19 protein-coding genes are annotated in these 16,948 nt (G+C 60.9%); 11 read left to right on the top strand and 8 right to left on the bottom strand.

Going from position 1 to position 16,948, the window contains the following annotated elements; genetic code table 11:
• Positions 1-15 precede the first annotated feature (15 nt).
• From PVW51_RS02225 to tdh, 3 genes are all read left to right on the top strand, one after another.
• On the top strand, positions 16-582 hold the full coding sequence (locus PVW51_RS02225) for a helix-turn-helix domain-containing protein (RefSeq protein ID WP_269363065.1): 567 nt from the start codon (positions 16-18) through the stop codon (positions 580-582).
• 102 nt (positions 583-684) lie between these two features.
• Positions 685-1,872: a glycine C-acetyltransferase gene (locus PVW51_RS02220; protein WP_274573524.1), complete on the top strand. Its 1,188-nt coding sequence runs from the start codon at positions 685-687 to the stop codon at positions 1,870-1,872.
• On the top strand, positions 1,869-2,906 hold the full coding sequence (gene tdh, locus PVW51_RS02215) for an L-threonine 3-dehydrogenase (RefSeq protein WP_274573421.1): 1,038 nt from the start codon (positions 1,869-1,871) through the stop codon (positions 2,904-2,906). Before PVW51_RS02220 ends, tdh begins: the two co-directional genes overlap by 4 nt.
• 18 nt (positions 2,907-2,924) lie before the next feature.
• Here tdh and PVW51_RS02210 read toward each other — a convergent pair whose 3' ends face one another.
• Positions 2,925-3,659, bottom strand: a complete 735-nt coding sequence (locus PVW51_RS02210) for a metallophosphoesterase family protein (RefSeq protein WP_274573523.1) — start codon at positions 3,657-3,659, stop codon at positions 2,925-2,927.
• A 38-nt stretch (positions 3,660-3,697) separates the two neighbouring features.
• Positions 3,698-4,615 (bottom strand): LysR family transcriptional regulator, encoded by a 918-nt coding sequence (locus tag PVW51_RS02205; RefSeq protein WP_274573420.1) that lies wholly within the window; start codon positions 4,613-4,615, stop codon positions 3,698-3,700.
• A 180-nt stretch (positions 4,616-4,795) separates the two neighbouring features.
• Here PVW51_RS02205 and PVW51_RS02200 point away from each other — a divergent pair, with 180 nt between their 5' ends.
• Positions 4,796-5,197 (top strand): hypothetical protein, encoded by a 402-nt coding sequence (locus tag PVW51_RS02200; RefSeq protein ID WP_338019730.1) that lies wholly within the window; start codon positions 4,796-4,798, stop codon positions 5,195-5,197.
• Between the two features lie 42 nt (positions 5,198-5,239).
• Here the strand turns inward: PVW51_RS02200 and serA are convergent, their stop codons facing one another.
• Both serA and PVW51_RS02190 read right to left on the bottom strand, forming a co-directional pair.
• Positions 5,240-6,835 (bottom strand): phosphoglycerate dehydrogenase, encoded by a 1,596-nt coding sequence (gene serA, locus PVW51_RS02195; RefSeq protein ID WP_274573419.1) that lies wholly within the window; start codon positions 6,833-6,835, stop codon positions 5,240-5,242.
• Between the two features lie 89 nt (positions 6,836-6,924).
• A complete protein-coding gene (locus PVW51_RS02190; RefSeq protein WP_274573418.1) occupies positions 6,925-8,064 on the bottom strand; it encodes a phosphoserine transaminase in 1,140 nt (379 codons plus the stop codon).
• A 156-nt stretch (positions 8,065-8,220) separates the two neighbouring features.
• On the opposite strand from PVW51_RS02190, the gene serB reads away from it, so the two are divergent.
• A complete protein-coding gene (serB, locus tag PVW51_RS02185; protein ID WP_274573417.1) occupies positions 8,221-9,096 on the top strand; it encodes a phosphoserine phosphatase SerB in 876 nt (291 codons plus the stop codon).
• Between the two features lie 70 nt (positions 9,097-9,166).
• Here serB and PVW51_RS02180 read toward each other — a convergent pair whose 3' ends face one another.
• On the bottom strand, positions 9,167-10,147 hold the full coding sequence (locus PVW51_RS02180) for an asparaginase (protein ID WP_274573416.1): 981 nt from the start codon (positions 10,145-10,147) through the stop codon (positions 9,167-9,169).
• 176 nt (positions 10,148-10,323) lie between these two features.
• Here PVW51_RS02180 and PVW51_RS02175 point away from each other — a divergent pair, with 176 nt between their 5' ends.
• Entirely contained in the window at positions 10,324-10,854 is a 531-nt protein-coding gene (locus PVW51_RS02175) for an invasion associated locus B family protein (protein WP_269366798.1), read from the top strand.
• Between the two features lie 19 nt (positions 10,855-10,873).
• Here the strand turns inward: PVW51_RS02175 and PVW51_RS02170 are convergent, their stop codons facing one another.
• Positions 10,874-11,209 carry an EamA family transporter gene (locus PVW51_RS02170; protein WP_269366799.1) on the bottom strand — a complete coding sequence of 112 codons (336 nt, stop codon included), beginning with the start codon at positions 11,207-11,209 and terminating at the stop codon, positions 10,874-10,876.
• Between the two features lie 211 nt (positions 11,210-11,420).
• Between PVW51_RS02170 and rlmN the strand changes: the two genes are divergently transcribed.
• Positions 11,421-12,599, top strand: a complete 1,179-nt coding sequence (gene rlmN, locus PVW51_RS02165; protein WP_274573415.1) for a 23S rRNA (adenine(2503)-C(2))-methyltransferase RlmN — start codon at positions 11,421-11,423, stop codon at positions 12,597-12,599.
• Positions 12,600-12,958: 359 nt separating this feature from the next.
• Entirely contained in the window at positions 12,959-13,171 is a 213-nt protein-coding gene (locus tag PVW51_RS02160; RefSeq protein ID WP_114274130.1) for a hypothetical protein, read from the top strand.
• Positions 13,172-13,256: 85 nt separating this feature from the next.
• Here the strand turns inward: PVW51_RS02160 and PVW51_RS02155 are convergent, their stop codons facing one another.
• Positions 13,257-14,102, bottom strand: coding sequence for a TIGR00730 family Rossman fold protein (locus tag PVW51_RS02155; RefSeq protein WP_274573414.1), 846 nt, complete (start codon positions 14,100-14,102; stop codon positions 13,257-13,259).
• Positions 14,103-14,272: 170 nt separating this feature from the next.
• On the opposite strand from PVW51_RS02155, the gene dapD reads away from it, so the two are divergent.
• The 3 genes from dapD to PVW51_RS02140 all read left to right on the top strand — a co-directional run bounded on the left by dapD (position 14,273) and on the right by PVW51_RS02140 (position 15,811).
• On the top strand, positions 14,273-15,100 hold the full coding sequence (gene dapD / locus PVW51_RS02150) for a 2,3,4,5-tetrahydropyridine-2,6-dicarboxylate N-succinyltransferase (protein ID WP_269366803.1): 828 nt from the start codon (positions 14,273-14,275) through the stop codon (positions 15,098-15,100).
• 60 nt (positions 15,101-15,160) lie between these two features.
• Positions 15,161-15,415, top strand: coding sequence for a GlsB/YeaQ/YmgE family stress response membrane protein (locus tag PVW51_RS02145; RefSeq protein WP_274573413.1), 255 nt, complete (start codon positions 15,161-15,163; stop codon positions 15,413-15,415).
• A gap of 69 nt (positions 15,416-15,484) precedes the next feature.
• Positions 15,485-15,811: a hypothetical protein gene (locus PVW51_RS02140; RefSeq protein ID WP_114274447.1), complete on the top strand. Its 327-nt coding sequence runs from the start codon at positions 15,485-15,487 to the stop codon at positions 15,809-15,811.
• Positions 15,812-15,856: 45 nt separating this feature from the next.
• On the opposite strand, the gene PVW51_RS02135 is transcribed toward PVW51_RS02140, so the two are convergent.
• On the bottom strand, positions 15,857-16,948 hold the full coding sequence (locus PVW51_RS02135; RefSeq protein ID WP_274573412.1) for a Hint domain-containing protein: 1,092 nt from the start codon (positions 16,946-16,948) through the stop codon (positions 15,857-15,859).

Raw genomic sequence — 16,948 nt, 5'->3', positions numbered from 1 at the left:
GTCAATTCCTCCGTCATGACGGAAAGCTCTGACACAATGTTGACCCAGCTGCCTGCGCGCCTGAAACAGGCGCGGCTGGGGCAGGGCCTGTCGCTTGAGGCGATTGCGAAATTGTCGGGTGTGTCCCGGTCCATGGTCAGCCAGATCGAGCGGGGAGAATCATCGCCCACCATTGCGACGTTGTGGAACCTGACCCGTGCCTTGCAGGTCGATTTCGCCGGTCTGCTGGACGGCGCGCCACAGGTGTCGCGGATTGAATTGCTCAGGGCACAGGATGTGCCGGCCATCAACAATCTTGGTTCCGGGTGCCGGATTCGCATCCTGTCCCCGCCAGAGGAGGCGGGCAGGCATGAGGTTTACGATCTTTACATTGCCGCCGGTGGTGCTCTGGACAGCCAGCCGCATGCGCGGGGTGCGCGCGAGCATCTGACCGTGATCGAAGGCCGCATCAGCCTGCGCAGCGGGGAAAGCGCGCAGGTGCTGAATACATCTGACACCGCCCGCTATCCTGCGGATGTGAACCATTGCATCGCTGCGCATGAAGGTCCGGCACGGGCCTTTCTGGTGGTACATTACGCCTGAAGCGCGCGCGTGTTTCTGCTATAAAAGAAAATTTCCGGAATATTGGATATTTAGGTTTTGTGCCGTGATGCGCCATGTTAGAGCAAGGAAAAGGACATGCGCATGACCCAGGCCTATCTGAACCATATCGAAAACATCCTGACGCAGATTGATGCGGACGGCATGATGAAGAAAGAGCGGATGATCACCTCCGCCCAGGCCGCGACAATCAATGTGGGCGGGCATTCCGTCATCAACCTCTGCGCGAACAACTACCTGGGGCTGGCCGATCACCCCGAGCTGATCGCGGCGGCGCAGGATGCGATGGGCCCCAAAGGGTTCGGCATGGCCTCTGTCCGCTTCATCTGCGGGACGCAGGATATTCACCGTGAGCTTGAACAGAAGCTGGCGGCCTTCCTGGGCAAGGATGATTCCATCCTTTTCGCCGCCTGTTTCGACGCAAATGGCGGCCTGTTCGAACCGCTGTTCGGACCGGAAGATGCCATTGTCTCGGATGCGCTGAACCATGCCTCCATCATCGACGGCATCCGGCTTTGCAAGGCCAGACGGTATCGTTACGCCAACAGCGACATGGACGATCTGGAAGGGCAGTTGAAACTTGCCCGGGAGGACGGCGCACGGTTCATCCTGATCGCGACGGATGGTGTGTTCAGCATGGACGGCTATCTGGCGAAACTGCCTGAGATCACCGCGCTGGCAAAGAAATACGAGGCGCTGGTGATGGTGGACGATTGCCATGCCACTGGGTTCATGGGGCCAAAGGGCGCGGGAACGCCCGCCCATTTCGGGGTGGATGTGGACCTGCTGACCGGCACCCTGGGCAAGGCGCTGGGCGGGGCCATCGGCGGCTATATCGCAGGGCCGCAGCCGGTGATCGACCTGCTGCGCCAACGTGCGCGGCCCTACCTTTTCTCCAATTCCCTGCCGCCTGCCATCGTCATGGCCGGGCTCAAGGCGTTGGACCTGGTCGAGGCGGGCGACGACCGGCGTGAGAAGCTGTTCGCGCATACCGCCTATTGGCGCGCCGGTCTTGAGCGGCTGGGGTTTGACCTGCTGCCGGGTGAACATCCCATCGTTCCGGTCATGCTGGGTGAAGCGCAGCTGGCGCAGGACATGGCCGCGCGCCTGTTCGAGGAGGGCGTCTATGTCTCGGGCTTTTTCTTCCCGGTTGTGCCGCGCGGACAGGCGCGGATCCGCACCCAGATGAATGCGGCATTGACGCGCGATGAGCTGGATCGCGCGCTGACGGCGTTCGAGGTGGCGGGCAAGGCCTGCGGGGTGCTGTCATGACCAACGAGATGAAGGCGCTGAGCAAGCTGCATGCGCGAGAAGGCCTGTGGATGACCCATGCCCCGGTGCCCGAGATCGGTGCCGACGACGTGCTGATCAAGATCAACAAGACCGGCATCTGCGGCACCGACATTCATATCTGGAACTGGGACGACTGGGCGGCAAAGACCGTGCCCGTGCCGATGATCACCGGTCACGAATTCGCGGGCGAGATTGTCGAGATCGGGCGCAATGTCGAAGGGCTGGAGATCGGGCAGCGCTGTTCGGGCGAGGGGCATCTGATCGGCAAGCAATCGCGGCAATCGCGTGCGGGCAAGTTCCACCTCGACCCGGCGACGCGGGGCATCGGCGTGAACGAACAGGGGGCCTTTGCGCAATACCTCAAACTGCCCGCTTTCAACGTGGTGCCCTTGCCCGATACGATCAGCGATGACATCGGCGCGATCCTGGACCCTCTGGGCAATGCCGTACACACTGCGCTGAGCTTTGACCTTGTGGGCGAGGATGTGCTGATCACCGGTGCCGGGCCGATCGGCATCATGGCGGCGGCGGTGGCGCGGCACGTGGGTGCGCGGCACGTGGCAATCACCGACATCAACCCGGCGCGGCTGGAACTGGCGGCCAGGGTCGCGGATGTGGTGCCTGTCAACGTGGCCCAGGAAGACCTGCGCGACGTCATTGCCCGCCTGAAGATGAAGCAGGGTTTCGACGTCGGCATGGAGATGTCGGGGTCACAGGCTGCACTGGATCAGATGGTCGAGGCCATGACCATGGGCGGGCGGATCGCCATGCTGGGCATACCGCCGGGAAAATCGCCGGTGGACTGGAGCCGCATCGTGTTCAAGGCGATCACGATCAAGGGCGTCTATGGCCGCGAGATATTCGAGACCTGGTACAAGATGATCGCAATGCTGGAAAACGGGCTGGATGTCTCGGCCATCATCACCCACCGGTTTGGCGTTGATGATTTCGAAGCCGGGTTCGCCGCGATGAAGTCCGGCCAGTCGGGAAAGGTTGTGCTGGACTGGAACTGAGGCAGGTCACGCCGGCGTTTAGCTTTCCGGCGTGAGTGGGTTGCGGCCCTTGTCGGTGAGTGTCCAGCAATTGCTGCCCTCAAAGACCGCCGCCGTCAGCGGTTGCCCGTATCCCGCCCCGCTGTCGAGATTGATCCGGTTGCCGTAATGCGTTGCCTGATCGACCGGCGTATGACCGTGCACGATGATCTTGGGGTGCGGTTCCGCATATTCGTGAAACTCATTGCGAATCCACAACAGGTCTTCCTCGTCCTGCCGGGACAGCGGGATGCCGGGGCGAATGCCCGCATGACAGAAGAACAGCGCATCGGTCTCGTGGCACAGGTCCAGCCCTTTCAGGAATTCAATATGCGCCTGTGGAACCGCCTTGCGCGCCGCTTCGTGGACGGCCAGCATCCGGTTCCGTGATCCAAAGTCGACCCCGTAGGATTCCAGCGTGGTGTCACCGCCCAGCCGCCGGTGCAGCCAGTAAAGCTCGACCGGCAGATAGGCCTCGTGCTGGGGGTAATCGCGCATGAACCATTCGAACATGCGGTCATGATTCCCCTTGATGAAAGTCCAGGGTCGGTTGCTGCGTTGCCCCTCGATCAGCAGATCGAGCACGCCGCGGCTGTCCGGGCCACGGTCGGTGTAGTCGCCCAGAAAAACGATCCGGGCGTCGCCGCCACCATCGGCTTCGATCAGGGATAGCACCCGCTGCAGTTCCTTCAGCTGGCCGTGAATGTCGCCGATGGCGTAAATGGGATCAGTCATGCGCAGCAGGTAGCGCAGGCCGACCCGCAAGAAAAGCCCTAGCCGTCAGCCTGACGATATGCGTCAAGCGGCGCCAGGATATCTGCGATGACACCACGGATCCAGATATGTGCAGCTGCATTGGTGCGGCGCCGGTGCCAGATCATGCCAATCATCGGCTCCGGCATGACGACAGGGGGCGGCAGAACCTGCAGGTTCAGCTTTGTGCTGATCTTTCTTGCCAGTTGATCGGGGACAACCGCAACATAATCGGTTTCAGCCACGGCGCTGCACACGCCGTACATGACCGGAAGTGTCATGACGACACGTCGGTTTCGGCCAACCTTGGCCAATGCGGCGTCAGCCATCGCCGCAAGGTTCCCTTCCGGCGAAAACAGGACATGGCTGAGATCGCAAAAGGTGTCGATGTCGATTTCACCGGGCGTCGGCAAGGCTGCCAGCCGCGGATGCCCGCGCCGCGCGATCATGGAAAAACGCGCACGGAACATCGGCTGCCATTCCATCCAGGACGGGCCTTCCATCTGGGGCACCATGGCCAGGTCAACATCCTGCCGTTCCAATGCACCGGCGAAGTTGTCCGGCACCAGATCGACAAGCTGAATGCGAACGCCGGGTGCCTCCTGCGCAATTTTCTCCGCCAGCTGCGGCATCAGCATCTCGGCAAAGAAATCGCTGCCCGACAGGCGAAACCGGTCGTCCGCGATGCTGGGATCGAAACGCGGCGGGCCTGAAAGTATGGATTCGGTTTGATCCAGCAATGTCCGCAGTGGTTCGGCAAGTGACAGGGCATAGTCGGTTGGTTCAAGCCGGGGACCGATCCGTATCAGCAGAGGGTCGTTCAGCGCGGCACGCAACCGCGCCAGCGCAGCGGATACCGCCGGTTGCGAAAGCCCGATCCGCTGGCCCGCGTGGGTCGCTGACCGGGTTTCCAGCAACGCGTCAAGAACGCGGAGCAAATTCAGATCAAAGCTGCCAAAATTCATATCATCTATAATGATAATACATTTAATTAATTTTTTATATGGCGAAATTTATGGCATAGTATCAGCACGATTTTTGCAAAAAAGTCATTCTTTATGGGGGCTGCTCCTCGCTTCTGCGTGGCAGCCCTCTTTTGCGGACGGTGCTGTGTTCGTGTGGATTGGAAACTGGATGAATTGGAAGGGCAAATGAAAGGTCTGGCATTTTATTTTTTGTTGGTGGGTGTGCTTTCGGTGCTGGTCGGGATGGTTTGGGGCATTCAGATGTCAGCCACGCACGATCATGGCCTCTCCCCCGCGCATGGGCATCTCAACCTGATCGGCTGGGTCAGCATGACGCTGTTTGCCCTTTATTATCACGTGGTGCCCGGTGCCGCGCAAAGCCGCCTGGCGATGATCCACTTTGCCGTCTCCGTGGTCGGGCTGATCGTACTGGTGCCGGGCATTGCCATCGTCCTGTCGGGCGGTACGGAATCGCTGGCCAAGCTCGGTTCAATGATCACGGTTGTGGCCATGCTCCTGTTTCTTGCAGTGGTGCTGCGCAACCGCGCGGCCTGAACGAAAAAGGGCGCTCCTGCCGGAGCGCCCTTGAACTGCTTGTCAGGCCACGTCGAACTGCAGGGGCTTGATCTGTTTGAACATGCCCGTCGCGCGCAGTTTCTGAATGACCGGCTCGGGCACGACTTCATCCACATAGAGCAGCGCAATGGCTTCGCCCTTTGCGGCAGAACGTCCCAATGTGAAGTTGGCGATGTTCACATTGTTTTCGCCCATGGTCTGGCCCAGCGTCCCGATGATGCCAGGCACGTCCTCGTTCGTGGTATAAAGCATATGCTCGCCGATCTCGGCGTCGATGTTGATGCCCTTGATCTGGATAAAGCGCGGCTTGCCGTCGGAAAAGACAGTGCCCGCGATGGATCGCTCGCGTTTTTCAGTGACCACGGTGACCTTGACATAGCCGTCAAAGACCCCCGATTTGTCCTGATTGGTGGTGCTGATCTGGATGCCCTTTTCGCGTGCGACGACCGGGGCGGAAACCATGTTCACGTCCGGGTTGGCGCGTTTCATGATGCCGGCAACCACACCGCAGTTCAGCGCGTCGAGGTTCATTTTGCCGACCGAGCCGTCGTAAAGAATGTTGATCGCCTTGATCGGTTCATCTGTCATCTGACCGATGAAGGCCCCCAGATGTCCGGCCAGCTTGACCCACGGGCCCATGACCTTGGCTTCCTCGGCAGTGACGGATGGCATGTTCAGCGCGTTGCTGACGGCACCTGTCAGCAGGTAATCCGCCATCTGCTCGGCCACCTGCAGCGCGACGTTTTCCTGTGCCTCTGTCGTGGCGGCACCGAGGTGCGGGGTGCAGACCACGTTGGGCAGGTTGAACAGCGGGTTCTCGGTGGCCGGTTCGACCTTGAAGACGTCAAATGCCGCACCCGCCACATGGCCGGATTTCAGCATTTCGGCCAGCGCCTCTTCGTCCACCAGACCGCCACGGGCGCAGTTGATGATGCGCACGCCTTTCTTGGTTTTCTCCAGGTTCTCGCGGCTGAGGATATTGGCGGTCTGATCGGTGTAAGGGACGTGCAGGGTGATGAAATCGGCACGTTTCAGCAGTTCGTCGAGTTCGACCTTTTCGACGCCCATCTTCTTGGCCTTCTCGTCGCCGAGGAAGGGATCGTAAGCGACGACTTTCATCTTGAGGCCGCGCGCACGGTCGCAGACGATGCCGCCGATATTGCCCGCGCCGATCACGCCCAGCGTCTTGCCGGTCAGTTCGACACCCATGAACTTCGACTTCTCCCATTTGCCGGCATGGGTGGAGGCCGAGGCTTCTGGGATCTGGCGGGCCACGGCGAACATCATCGCAATGGCGTGTTCGGCGGTGGTGATCATGTTGCCGAAGGGCGTGTTCATGACGATCACGCCTTTCTTGGAGGCTTCTTCCTTGTCGATGTTGTCGGTGCCGATGCCGGCGCGGCCGATGACCTTGAGATTCGGCGCATTGGCGAGGATCTTTTCGGTGACCTTGGTTGCGGAGCGGATGGCAAGGCCATCATAATTGCCGATGATCTCGGCCAGCTTGTCCTTGTCCTTGCCCAGGTCGGGCTGAAAATCCACGTCGATGCCGCGGTCCTTGAAGATTTGAACGGCGGCGTCGCTGAGCTTGTCGGAGATGAGTACTTTGGGGGCCATTGCTGTGGTCCTTTGTGGGATGGGGGAAGGTGCGCAGTGAATGCGCACCCTACGGGTCATGCGTTGGGGGTGCCTTTATGGCGCACCGATCATGCGTTGATTTCGGCCTCGAAGGCCCAGGTGAGCCAGGGCAGCATCGCCTCGATGTCGGCGGTCTCGACGGTACCGCCACACCAGATGCGCAGACCGGCGGGGGCATCGCGATAGGCACCGATGTCCAGCGCCACGCCCTCGTCTGCCAGCCGCTTGGCGACAGCCTTGGCAAAGGCGGCACCGTCGGTGATGCGGTCATCGGTGAACTTCAGGCAGACCGATGTGTTGGAACGCGTGGCCGGGTCTTCGGCCAGGTTCGCGATCCAGTCGTTCGCCTCGCAGAAATCGAAGATCGCCTGCGCGTTGGCGTCGGCCCGCGCGATCAGGCCCTTCAGCCCGCCCACGGATTTGGCCCAGTCCAGCGCCAGCAGGTAATCCTCGACGCAGAGCATGGAGGGCGTGTTGATCGTCTCGCCCTTGAAGATGCCTTCGTTCAGCTTGCCGCCTTTTGTCAGGCGGAAAATCTTTGGCAGGGGCCAGGCGGGTGTGTAGCTTTCCAGCCGTTCCACCGCGCGGGGGCTGAGGATCAGCATGCCGTGGGCCGCTTCACCGCCCAGCACCTTCTGCCAGGAGAAGGTGGTCACATCCAGCTTGTCCCAGGGCAGGTCCTGCGCAAAGGCGGCCGAGGTCGCGTCGCAGAGGGTCAGGCCCGCACGATCCGCCGGGATCGCATCGCCGTTCGGCATCCGCACACCGGAGGTGGTGCCGTTCCAGGTAAAGCAGACATCGTTGTCGTAGTTGAGCGCCGCCATGTCGACGATCTGGCCATAGTCGGCCTCGTGCACCGTCGCTTCGATCTTGAGCTGTTTGACCACATCGGTGACCCAGCCCGCGCCGAAGGATTCCCAGGCGACCATTTCGGCAGGGCGTTCGCCCAGCAGGGACCACATGGCCATCTCGAAAGCCCCGGTGTCAGAGGCAGGTACGATGCCGATGCGGTAATCCGCCGGCACACCGAGGACCTCGCGGGTCGTCTCGATTGCCGCAAGCAGTTTGGCCTTGCCAGGAGCGGCACGGTGGCTGCGCCCCAGGGGAGCGGATGCCAGCTTGGTCAGATCGAATGTGGGGATTTTGGCACAGGGGCCGGAAGAAAAACGCGGATTAGCCGGCCGCGTTGCCGGTGCAGTAATAGCCATTGATGCTACCCTCTCAGATAAGCGCCCTTCGTTGGGGAAGGGTGTCCCAAGGCTGCGTTTAAGGGGTTGGTCAGGCTGGCGCAATCTGAAAAACGTGTCTAGAACGCCGCCTTGTCGCACATTTGCGACCTGAATGACGCGGATCGGAAACTTCGGATGTACACAGTTGTCTTGCTGACCTCACCCCAAGCGCGGACTCTTGAGCCCGCATTGGTCGAAAACCTGCGCAATGCCTGGGGCGGCGGCGAAGCAGTCTGGCTGGCGCCGGACGAGGCGGCGGAATTCGGGATCGCGCAGCAGCCCGACAATTTCGAGGCCGTCTGGGAGGAGTGTCAGAAAATGGGCGTCGATCTGGTTGTCGTGCCGACCGCGAATCGCCGCAAACGGATGTTGCTGGCCGATATGGACAGCACGATGATTCAGCAGGAATGTATCGATGAACTGGCCGATGAGGCCGGTGTGGGGGCAAGGGTCAAGGACATCACGGCGCGTGCGATGAATGGCGAGTTGGATTTCGACGGCGCATTGCGCGAGCGGGTCGGTCTGCTGAAAGGATTGCCGGAATCGGTGATCGGCAAGGTGCTGGCGGAACGGATTACCCTGATGCCGGGCGGTCCGGTGCTGCTGGCGACGATGAAGGCGCAGGGCGGCCATGCGGCTCTGGTCTCCGGCGGCTTTACGGCCTTTACGGCAAAGGTCGCCGCTCTGCTGGGTTTTGACGAGCATCGGGCCAACACCCTGCTGGTCGACAAGGGTATGTTGAGCGGTGAGGTGGGGATGCCGATCCTGGGTAAACAGGCAAAGGTCGATGCCCTGGAGCAGATCACGGCGCGGCTGGACATCGCCGAGGCGGATGTGATCGCTGTCGGGGACGGGGCGAATGATCTGGGGATGTTGAAACGTGCGGGCCTTGGTGTGGCGCTGCACGCAAAGCCTGCCGTAGCCGCGCAATGTAATGTGCGGGTGAATTTCGGTGATTTGACCGCGTTGCTTTATGTGCAGGGCTATGCGCAATCGGATTTCGCCGCCTGACGGCGGCGATCCGGTGGGGGCGCTGCCCCCGTCCTTCGGACTCCCCCGGGAATATTTTTGCCAAAAAGAATCAGAGGAGTTCGGCAGCAGGTTTCAGCACACCTGTCACGATCTCTCGTCTGTTGGTGATCGGGGCGTTCATGCGTTTGAGCGTGGCGGGGTGGTTCGGATCAAGGGCGCCGAGTTTGACCAGAATCGCGGCGATGGCGCATTCCGCGGCACGCGTGGTGCCGCAGGCCGCCTTGAGGGCGATGCCCAGCTTCTGCTCGGGCAGGATGGCGATGAAGAAGCCTTCGGCGCCGGTTTTCAGGGCGACCTTGCCGTCCATCGCGCGCATCAGCTCGGTGCAGGCCCGACCCTCGCCCGCGACAAGCTCCGGGTGCAGGCGCATCGCCTGATGCAGGCGGGTTTCGGCGGCGCCATCGGGCGCGGCGGCGAAACGGGCCATGGCGCGTGCCATGCCGTGCAGCGTGCAGGCGTGGTTCGGAGCCGAGCAGCCATCAATGCCGTAGCCGGGTGAAGTCTCTTCTGTGATGTCTTCGAAGGCGTCCAGGCAGGCCATTTGCACCGGATGTGCCGGATCGACATATTCCGAATTGCCGCCAAGATGCCTGTTCAGTGTCAGGAAACCCGCGTGTTTGCCCGAGCAGTTGTTGTGGACCTGGCAGGGGGCTTCATCTGCCCGGATCAGGTGGTTGCGGGCATCGCGGTCATCGGGTTCCTGCGGACCGCAGCGCAATGCGGCATCGTCCAGACCAAGGGTATCGAGCCATGAGTTGACCCTGTCGGTATGGATCGCCGCGCCATTGTGCGAGGCGCAGGCCAGCGCAAGCTGTTCGGTGGAAAGCCTCATCCTGTCGGCGGCGCCGGAGGTGACCAGCGGCAGGGCCTGGATCATCTTGGACGACGAACGGGGGAGGATCACGGCACTCGGATCACCCCATGATTGCGCGATCTGGCCGGTGTCGTCGCAGACCACAGCATGGCCTGAATGGACGCTTTCCAGAATGGGACCACGCCAGATTTCGGCAAAGGGGCTTGGCTGGGTCATGAATTCCTCCGATTCGTGCGCGAAAACCTGCCAATCAGGGTTTCGTCTGTCGCCTGTTTCGCGTTATTATGCTTGTTGTCGAAAAGATAACAGGCACTTGCAGGAGAGCGGCCAAACAACGCCGCCATCAAGGCTTGCGATTGAGTTGAGGTCAAGGACAGCTGGAGGCTGGACAGATGCGAATTATTAAGAATTTAGGGGTTGTGGCAGGGTTGGCCGCTTTTGCGGCGTCAGGCGCTGCCGCACAGGATCAGAGCACGAACCGCGTCGCTGCCAAGACGGACTGGAGTGTCTTCGTCGAGGACAATCCGACCGAATGCTGGGGTGTGTCCACACCAAAGGAAACCGTGAATTCGCGCGATGGCCGGGTTGTCGCGGTGAACCGCGGTCAGACCTTGTTGATGGTGTTCTACCGGCCCTCTGCCGGCGCCAAGGGGCAGGTTGCCTTTACCGGTGGCTACCCCTTCAAGTCGGGGTCGACCGTAAACATGGATATTTCCGGCAATACGTTTGAGCTGTTCACCGAGGGTGAATGGGCGTGGCCGGCAACCACCGAAGATGATGCCAAGATCATCACAGCGATGAAACGCGGTGCCGATGCGGTGCTCAGCGGTCAGTCAGGCCGGGGGACGAACACCAAGGACACGTTCTCCTTGCTGGGATTCACGGCAGCGGTGGAAGACGCGGCCAAGCGCTGCGGTGGCTGAACATTGGTGCGTGGTGCGTTCAGACGATGCGCACCATTAATACCATCGCCGCCAGAGCGCAGCCGATTCCGGCGAATTCCCTGAATTCCAGGGTTTCGCCGAACCGCAGCACACCCAGGGCGCAGAGCGCGATCAGCGTGATCATGGAAAACCCGACTCCGGCTTGCGAAAGTGTGATGTGCTGCAGGGCAAAGTACCAAAGCAGGGCCGAGCCCGCGTAAAGCGCGCAGCCGATGATGACCAGTGGCGATCCGGCTGACTGGCCCTCGACAACGGCGGTTTTGATCAGGTAGTCGCCGAAGATGACAATCAGGGCCGTACCGGATGTCAGGGCGAGGCCGTAGAATATCGACATACATCTATCCTTCAGAAAAAATGGTTCATGCCCCTGCAGGGTGGCTTGAAATGAAGCCAGGGGTGCGAAAGTCTGAATGGATTGAGGTTGGGCCGGATGCAAAGACCGCGCAAGTGGGGATAACCTTACCCCGGAGCCTGCGGTTCAAGACCCTTTTGCAATTCGCGGCACATTCTATATAGAGACGCATCCACCCAAGGAGAGTCGCCCCATGACCGCCACCGCGCCAATTACCCAGGACGTCCATACCATTCCGCGCAAGATGCCGGAGGGTCCTGTGAACCTTGTCGGGATGACCCGCGACAAGATGCGGGAGGTTCTGATTGCCAACGGCACGCCGGAAAAGCAGGCTAAGATGCGGGTCGGCCAGATCTGGCAGTGGATCTACCAGTGGGGCGTGCGTGATTTCGATGCGATGACCAATCTGGCCAAGGCCTACCGGGCCGAGCTGGCTGAGAAATTCGTGATCGAGGTGCCGGAGGTCGTGACCAGGCAGGTCAGCAGCGACGGCACGCGCAAGTATCTTGTCCGCATTGCCGGCGGTCATGAGGTCGAGGTGGTTTATATCCCGGAAGAGGGGCGCGGCACGCTTTGCGTATCGTCACAGGTAGGGTGCACGCTGACCTGTTCGTTCTGCCACACAGGCACACAAAAGCTGGTGCGCAACCTGACGGCGGCAGAGATCATCGGCCAGGTCATGGTGGCGCGGGACGATCTGGGCGAATGGCCGGTCCCGGGCGCGGTCAAGGATGAGACGCGGCTTTTGTCGAACATCGTGCTGATGGGCATGGGTGAACCGCTGTATAATTTCGAGAACGTGCGCGACGCGATGAAAATCGCGATGGACGCCGAAGGCATCCAGCTGTCGCGCCGTCGGATCACGCTGTCCACATCGGGCGTGGTGCCGGAGATCTGGCGCACCGCGCAGGAGATTGGCTGCCAGCTTGCGGTATCCTTCCATGCCACCACGGATGAGGTGCGTGACAAGCTGGTGCCGATCAACAAGCGCTGGAACATCGAGGAGTTGCTGGACGCCCTGCGCAGCTATCCCAAGGTCAGCAATTCAGAGCGGATCACCTTCGAATATGTCATGCTGCACGGCGTCAACGACAGCGACGAAGACGCGCGGCGGCTGGTCAAGCTGATTGACGGCATTCCGGCCAAGATCAACCTGATCCCGTTCAACGAATGGCCCGGTGCGCCATACAAGCGGTCCAGCAACAACCGCATCCGCGCCTTTGCCGATATCATCTATAAGGCCGGCTATGCCTCTCCGATCCGCACCCCGCGGGGCGAGGATATCATGGCGGCCTGCGGGCAGCTGAAATCGGCCACGGAACGCGCGCGCAAGTCGCGCAGGCAGATCGAGGCGGACGCGGGGATCAGTTGATCTGCCATCCGGCAAAGAGGTGCTGATGCTGCTCCCGAGGCAATGGAATCAGGCGGTTTGAGATCAATTTTGGTCCGGGGGTCAGGCGGCCTCCGGGGTTTATCTATCTGAATTAAAGCAATAAAGCGTTTCGGGATATACCTGAATCACTTGTTCGCTGCCTCTCCCTCCGGTCGAACGCGAAAAGTGACGCGGGATGTTTCAAGTTTATCCCGAAACGCTGTAAATCACAGATTTATGACATCACGGGTCGTTCGGTGCGACCTGAAATGACCTTTGTTCCGACGCATTCCCGAGCAATTGTTGCCATGGGCGACGTCAAGATTGTTTCCTGTAGAAACCCAATCAGGAGACAGAAAATGTCTGTCATGATCAACAAGGACCCCTTTATCACCGCTCAGGTCATGGACCTCGTGCTGCGGGAACGCGCCGTGGCGCTTTCCAGTCGCGAATGGAAACACCGGCTGGCCGGATATGGCTATGCGATCAAGTCGACGGATCACGGTGAAATCGTGGAAACGCTGCCACATCATGTGGAAGTTGGTGTGCTGCCCGACCAGGCGCGCGCCTGACCGGACCGATTGCGCCGACGGGCGAGGCCTTCGGCTGTTGATGTCCGGACGATCAACCAGGCGCAGAACGATCAACAGCAGGTGCTTACCGGCCGGGAATTTCCTTGCGCGCAGGTGACACTTTCCAGTTTTCGATCAGGTCCATCGCTTCGGCTGCTGTTTCGACAAATCGGAACAGGTCCAGGTCTTCGACCGAGATGGTGCCGGCATCTGCCAGCGCGTCCCAGTTGATGATCATTTCCCAGAATGCCCGCCCAAACAGCAGAAACGGAACCGGCTCCATCCGGCCCGTCTGGATCAGGGTCAGCGCCTCGAACATTTCGTCCATGGTGCCAAAGCCACCGGGAAAGACGCAGATCGCCTTGGCCCGCATCAGGAAGTGCATCTTGCGGATGGCGAAGTAGTGAAAATTAAAGCATAATTCCGGTGTGACATAGGCATTGGGTGCCTGCTCGAACGGCAACACGATGTTCAACCCGACAGAGCGCCCGCCGGCGTCCATCGCGCCGCGGTTGCCAGCCTCCATCACGCCCGGCCCGCCGCCGGTGACGATCACACCCTCGCGTCCGTTGCTCTGCATGGATTTCAGGGTCATCAGGCGGGCAAATTCGCGGGTTTCATCGTAAAAGCGGGACAGATCCGCCAGGGTCTCGGTCCGGGCGGTGTGTTTTTCCGCCGGTTCCGGAATGCGTGCGCCGCCAAAAAGGACGATGGTGCTTTCCACCCCTTCGGCATCCAGCATCAACTGGGGTTTCAGCAGTTCCAGTTGCAGCCGCACAGGGCGAAGTTCGTCGCGACACATGAAATCATCGTCGGAAAACGCCAGACGATACGCCGGGGCCCGCGTTTGTGCCGTGTCGGGTGCGGATTCCGCCGCCCTGCGATCGCTGGATGCATGGCGCAGGGGGTGGCGGCGGTCATCGTCTTTCATCAGTCTCTCCGGATTAGATGGCAGGTCAGGGTGGCGTGGTTGGGCCGAACTTGCAATGGGGTATCGGTCATGCAGGAACCGCCCTGCGGCCGACATCTTTACGGAAGTTGCGTGACATCCGGTCCGCAGGTATAGCGCGTCAAAGACTTTCTTCAGCAGGAGTGCGCCCAATGTCCAATTCCCAACTTGAAACCGCGATCGAAAAAGCGTGGGACACCCGTGATCAAATCAATTCATCGACCACAGGCGAAACCCGTGACGCGATCGAGGAGACGCTGAATGCATTGGATTCAGGCAAGCTGCGGGTTGCGGAAAAGCAGGAAGACGGCAATTGGCATGTGAACCAATGGGCCAAGAAGGCCGTGCTGCTGGGCTTCCGGATCAAGGATATGGAATATCACGATGGCGGCCCGCAGGGCGCCGGGTGGTGGGACAAGGTCGACAGCAAGTTCAAGGGCTGGGGCGACGCGGAATGGAAAGAGGCCGGTTTCCGTGCCGTGCCCAACTGCGTGGTGCGCCGCTCTGCCTATATCGCGCCGGGCGCGGTGCTGATGCCGTCTTTCGTGAACATCGGTGCCTATGTGGACAGCGGCGCAATGGTGGACACTTGGGTTACCGTCGGTTCCTGCGCGCAGATCGGCAAGAACGTGCACCTGTCCGGCGGCGTTGGCATCGGCGGCGTGTTGGAACCGATGCAGGCGGGCCCGACCATCATCGAGGACAATTGCTTTATCGGGGCGCGTTCGGAAGTGGTCGAAGGCTGCATCGTGCGGGAAGGTTCCGTTCTGGGCATGGGCGTTTTCATCGGCCAGTCGACCAAGATCGTGGACCGCGAAACCGGCGAGATCATGTATGGCGAAGTGCCCGCGGGGTCGGTCGTTGTGGCAGGCACGATGCCGTCCAAGAACAACGTCAGCCTGTATTGCGCTGTCATCGTGAAACGCGTGGACGAACGGACGCGGTCGAAAACCTCGATCAACGAGCTTCTTCGCTCCTGACCGGGAACCATTTCCCGACCTGCGGGTTTCTGTCCGATATCTCAGGGAAGGACGGATACCATGACAGGTTTGGGCTGGATCGCGGCAATTATCGTTGGCGGCATCGCCGGATGGCTGGCGGAAAAATTCATGAAGGGTGATCACGGGCTGTTGCTCAACATCTTCATGGGAATCGTCGGGGCGATGCTGCTCAACGCGATTCTGTTGTTCATATTCGGTTTCACCCTTGGCGGATGGATCGGCCAGCTTGTTGTCGGCTTTATCGGTGCGTGCCTGTTGATCGCGGCCATCCGCGCAATGCGGGGTCGCGGCTGATCTGGAGCCTGGCGCCGGGGGAGGCCGCAGCGGCTTGACAAACCCCCTGCCGCGCCGCCAATACCGCGCATGGCGAAAAAAGGTCCAAGCAGACAGCAAGTTTACACCCTTTTGGTCGAGATTGGCCGCAAGGAGGGTGACGGCCTGCCCGAAAAGGCGACTGGCGCCGCGCTGATGTGCTTTGCTTCCGGCATCGACGAGGCTGAGGCCGTGCGCGAAACTGTTGCGATTCTCAAGCAGGCGGATACCAATCCGCTTGATGTCACAGGCTACGGCACATTGGCCGAGCGCGAGGCCGAAGGCCACGAGATCGACGAGGAGGAGCGCGCGCTGATGGCCCGCGCGCTGGAAGAAAACGCGGTCATCGTCGCGCAGATGACGCCCTTCTTTGATTGACCCTCTGAGCGGCCATCGGGCCTGCGGGATGTCAGCTTTCTGACTTCAGGCCGCGCGCTGGCGGGCCAGGTGAATCGCATCGTACCATTGCAAGACGTGATGCGCAGGCTTGCCGTGTTCCGGCAGGCTGTTGCGATCAAGCCCGTGCAGCAGGCTGCCGTGCAGATGCTGCCCGTTCCGGCGAATACGTCCGATATAGAGACTTTCGAGCGCTGTGCCGGCAGCAAGAAGCGTTTCGTGGCTGGGCAAGAGCAATTGGGTATAGCAGATGGTCGGGCCGCAGGGCTCTGCCATCGCCGCAAAGCCGTTGACCAGATGCCGCGCGGGCACGAGGACGGCCTCTTGGCCGAACAGGTATTCCACTTCCGGGCCGTCGATGATCAGCCGCTGGTCCGGTGACACGACGATGTCCTGCTGCAATCCGAAATAGGGCGCGCGCAGGCGCACGGGATGATAGCTGCCCCGCGCGGGAACGGTCCGGCTGATGGTTTGCAGGACAGGGACCACCCCGGCGCGGGTCATCACCGTGTCGCCCCGCTGCAAGGTCTCGGCGGGTCTGTAGCCCCATGGCGTGGCCAGCGGTGTCCCCGGCAGAAGACTGGGCATCGGTCCGATCGGTTCGATCTGATCGGACAGGGCGGCAAAAATCATGTCCGGTGCAAAGGTGTGGTCGCCGCTGCCCAGCATCAGCTGACGCACGTCTTCCAGGGCCAGGGGGTGAGGATTTTCGACATAGACGCTGGTCAGCGTCGTGACTTCGGGTTGTTCCAGCGTCATCCGGCCCCATTTGGCGCAGCTGTCCCAGGAATAGGTGATCCGGACCACATCCGTCCGGCCCGCATCCTTGCGCTGGATCGCGGCGTGGTTGATGGATTTGCCCTGTACCTGCACCATGGCGATGCCGCCGCCCGGTATCGCCTGAAACGTCAGGCTGCGCTGCCAGGGAAAGGTTGTCTTGTACCCGAACAGCAGTTGCGGACGCCCATCCGCGGAAAGCCGGGTTTCAAACATGATCGAACCACGTGTCAACAGCGTGCGCGGATCGTCCTCGACCTGTGGCTGGTCATTCTTGTCGCTGCCCAGGCCCCGGACAGAGAGCCGCCGCCCATCGTGATCGCAAAGCGCCAGCCAGGTCAC

Origin of the sequence: Sulfitobacter sp. PR48, assembly GCF_028807335.1 — a bacterium.
GTDB lineage: Bacteria > Pseudomonadota > Alphaproteobacteria > Rhodobacterales > Rhodobacteraceae > Sulfitobacter.
This window is presented reverse-complemented; position numbering and strand designations above follow the sequence as displayed.

Coding starts and splice junctions, on each gene's coding strand:
- PVW51_RS02225 (WP_269363065.1), top strand. CDS start 16: ATGACGGAAAGCTCTGACACAATGTTGACCCAGCTGCCTGCGCGCCTG.
- PVW51_RS02220 (WP_274573524.1), top strand. CDS start 685: ATGACCCAGGCCTATCTGAACCATATCGAAAACATCCTGACGCAGATT.
- tdh (WP_274573421.1), top strand. CDS start 1,869: ATGACCAACGAGATGAAGGCGCTGAGCAAGCTGCATGCGCGAGAAGGC.
- PVW51_RS02210 (WP_274573523.1), bottom strand. CDS start 3,659: ATGACTGATCCCATTTACGCCATCGGCGACATTCACGGCCAGCTGAAG.
- serA (WP_274573419.1), bottom strand. CDS start 6,835: ATGGCCCCCAAAGTACTCATCTCCGACAAGCTCAGCGACGCCGCCGTT.
- PVW51_RS02190 (WP_274573418.1), bottom strand. CDS start 8,064: ATGGCTATTACTGCACCGGCAACGCGGCCGGCTAATCCGCGTTTTTCT.
- serB (WP_274573417.1), top strand. CDS start 8,221: ATGTACACAGTTGTCTTGCTGACCTCACCCCAAGCGCGGACTCTTGAG.
- PVW51_RS02180 (WP_274573416.1), bottom strand. CDS start 10,147: ATGACCCAGCCAAGCCCCTTTGCCGAAATCTGGCGTGGTCCCATTCTG.
- PVW51_RS02175 (WP_269366798.1), top strand. CDS start 10,324: ATGCGAATTATTAAGAATTTAGGGGTTGTGGCAGGGTTGGCCGCTTTT.
- PVW51_RS02170 (WP_269366799.1), bottom strand. CDS start 11,209: ATGTCGATATTCTACGGCCTCGCCCTGACATCCGGTACGGCCCTGATT.
- rlmN (WP_274573415.1), top strand. CDS start 11,421: ATGACCGCCACCGCGCCAATTACCCAGGACGTCCATACCATTCCGCGC.
- PVW51_RS02160 (WP_114274130.1), top strand. CDS start 12,959: ATGTCTGTCATGATCAACAAGGACCCCTTTATCACCGCTCAGGTCATG.
- PVW51_RS02155 (WP_274573414.1), bottom strand. CDS start 14,102: ATGAAAGACGATGACCGCCGCCACCCCCTGCGCCATGCATCCAGCGAT.
- dapD (WP_269366803.1), top strand. CDS start 14,273: ATGTCCAATTCCCAACTTGAAACCGCGATCGAAAAAGCGTGGGACACC.
- PVW51_RS02145 (WP_274573413.1), top strand. CDS start 15,161: ATGACAGGTTTGGGCTGGATCGCGGCAATTATCGTTGGCGGCATCGCC.
- PVW51_RS02140 (WP_114274447.1), top strand. CDS start 15,485: ATGGCGAAAAAAGGTCCAAGCAGACAGCAAGTTTACACCCTTTTGGTC.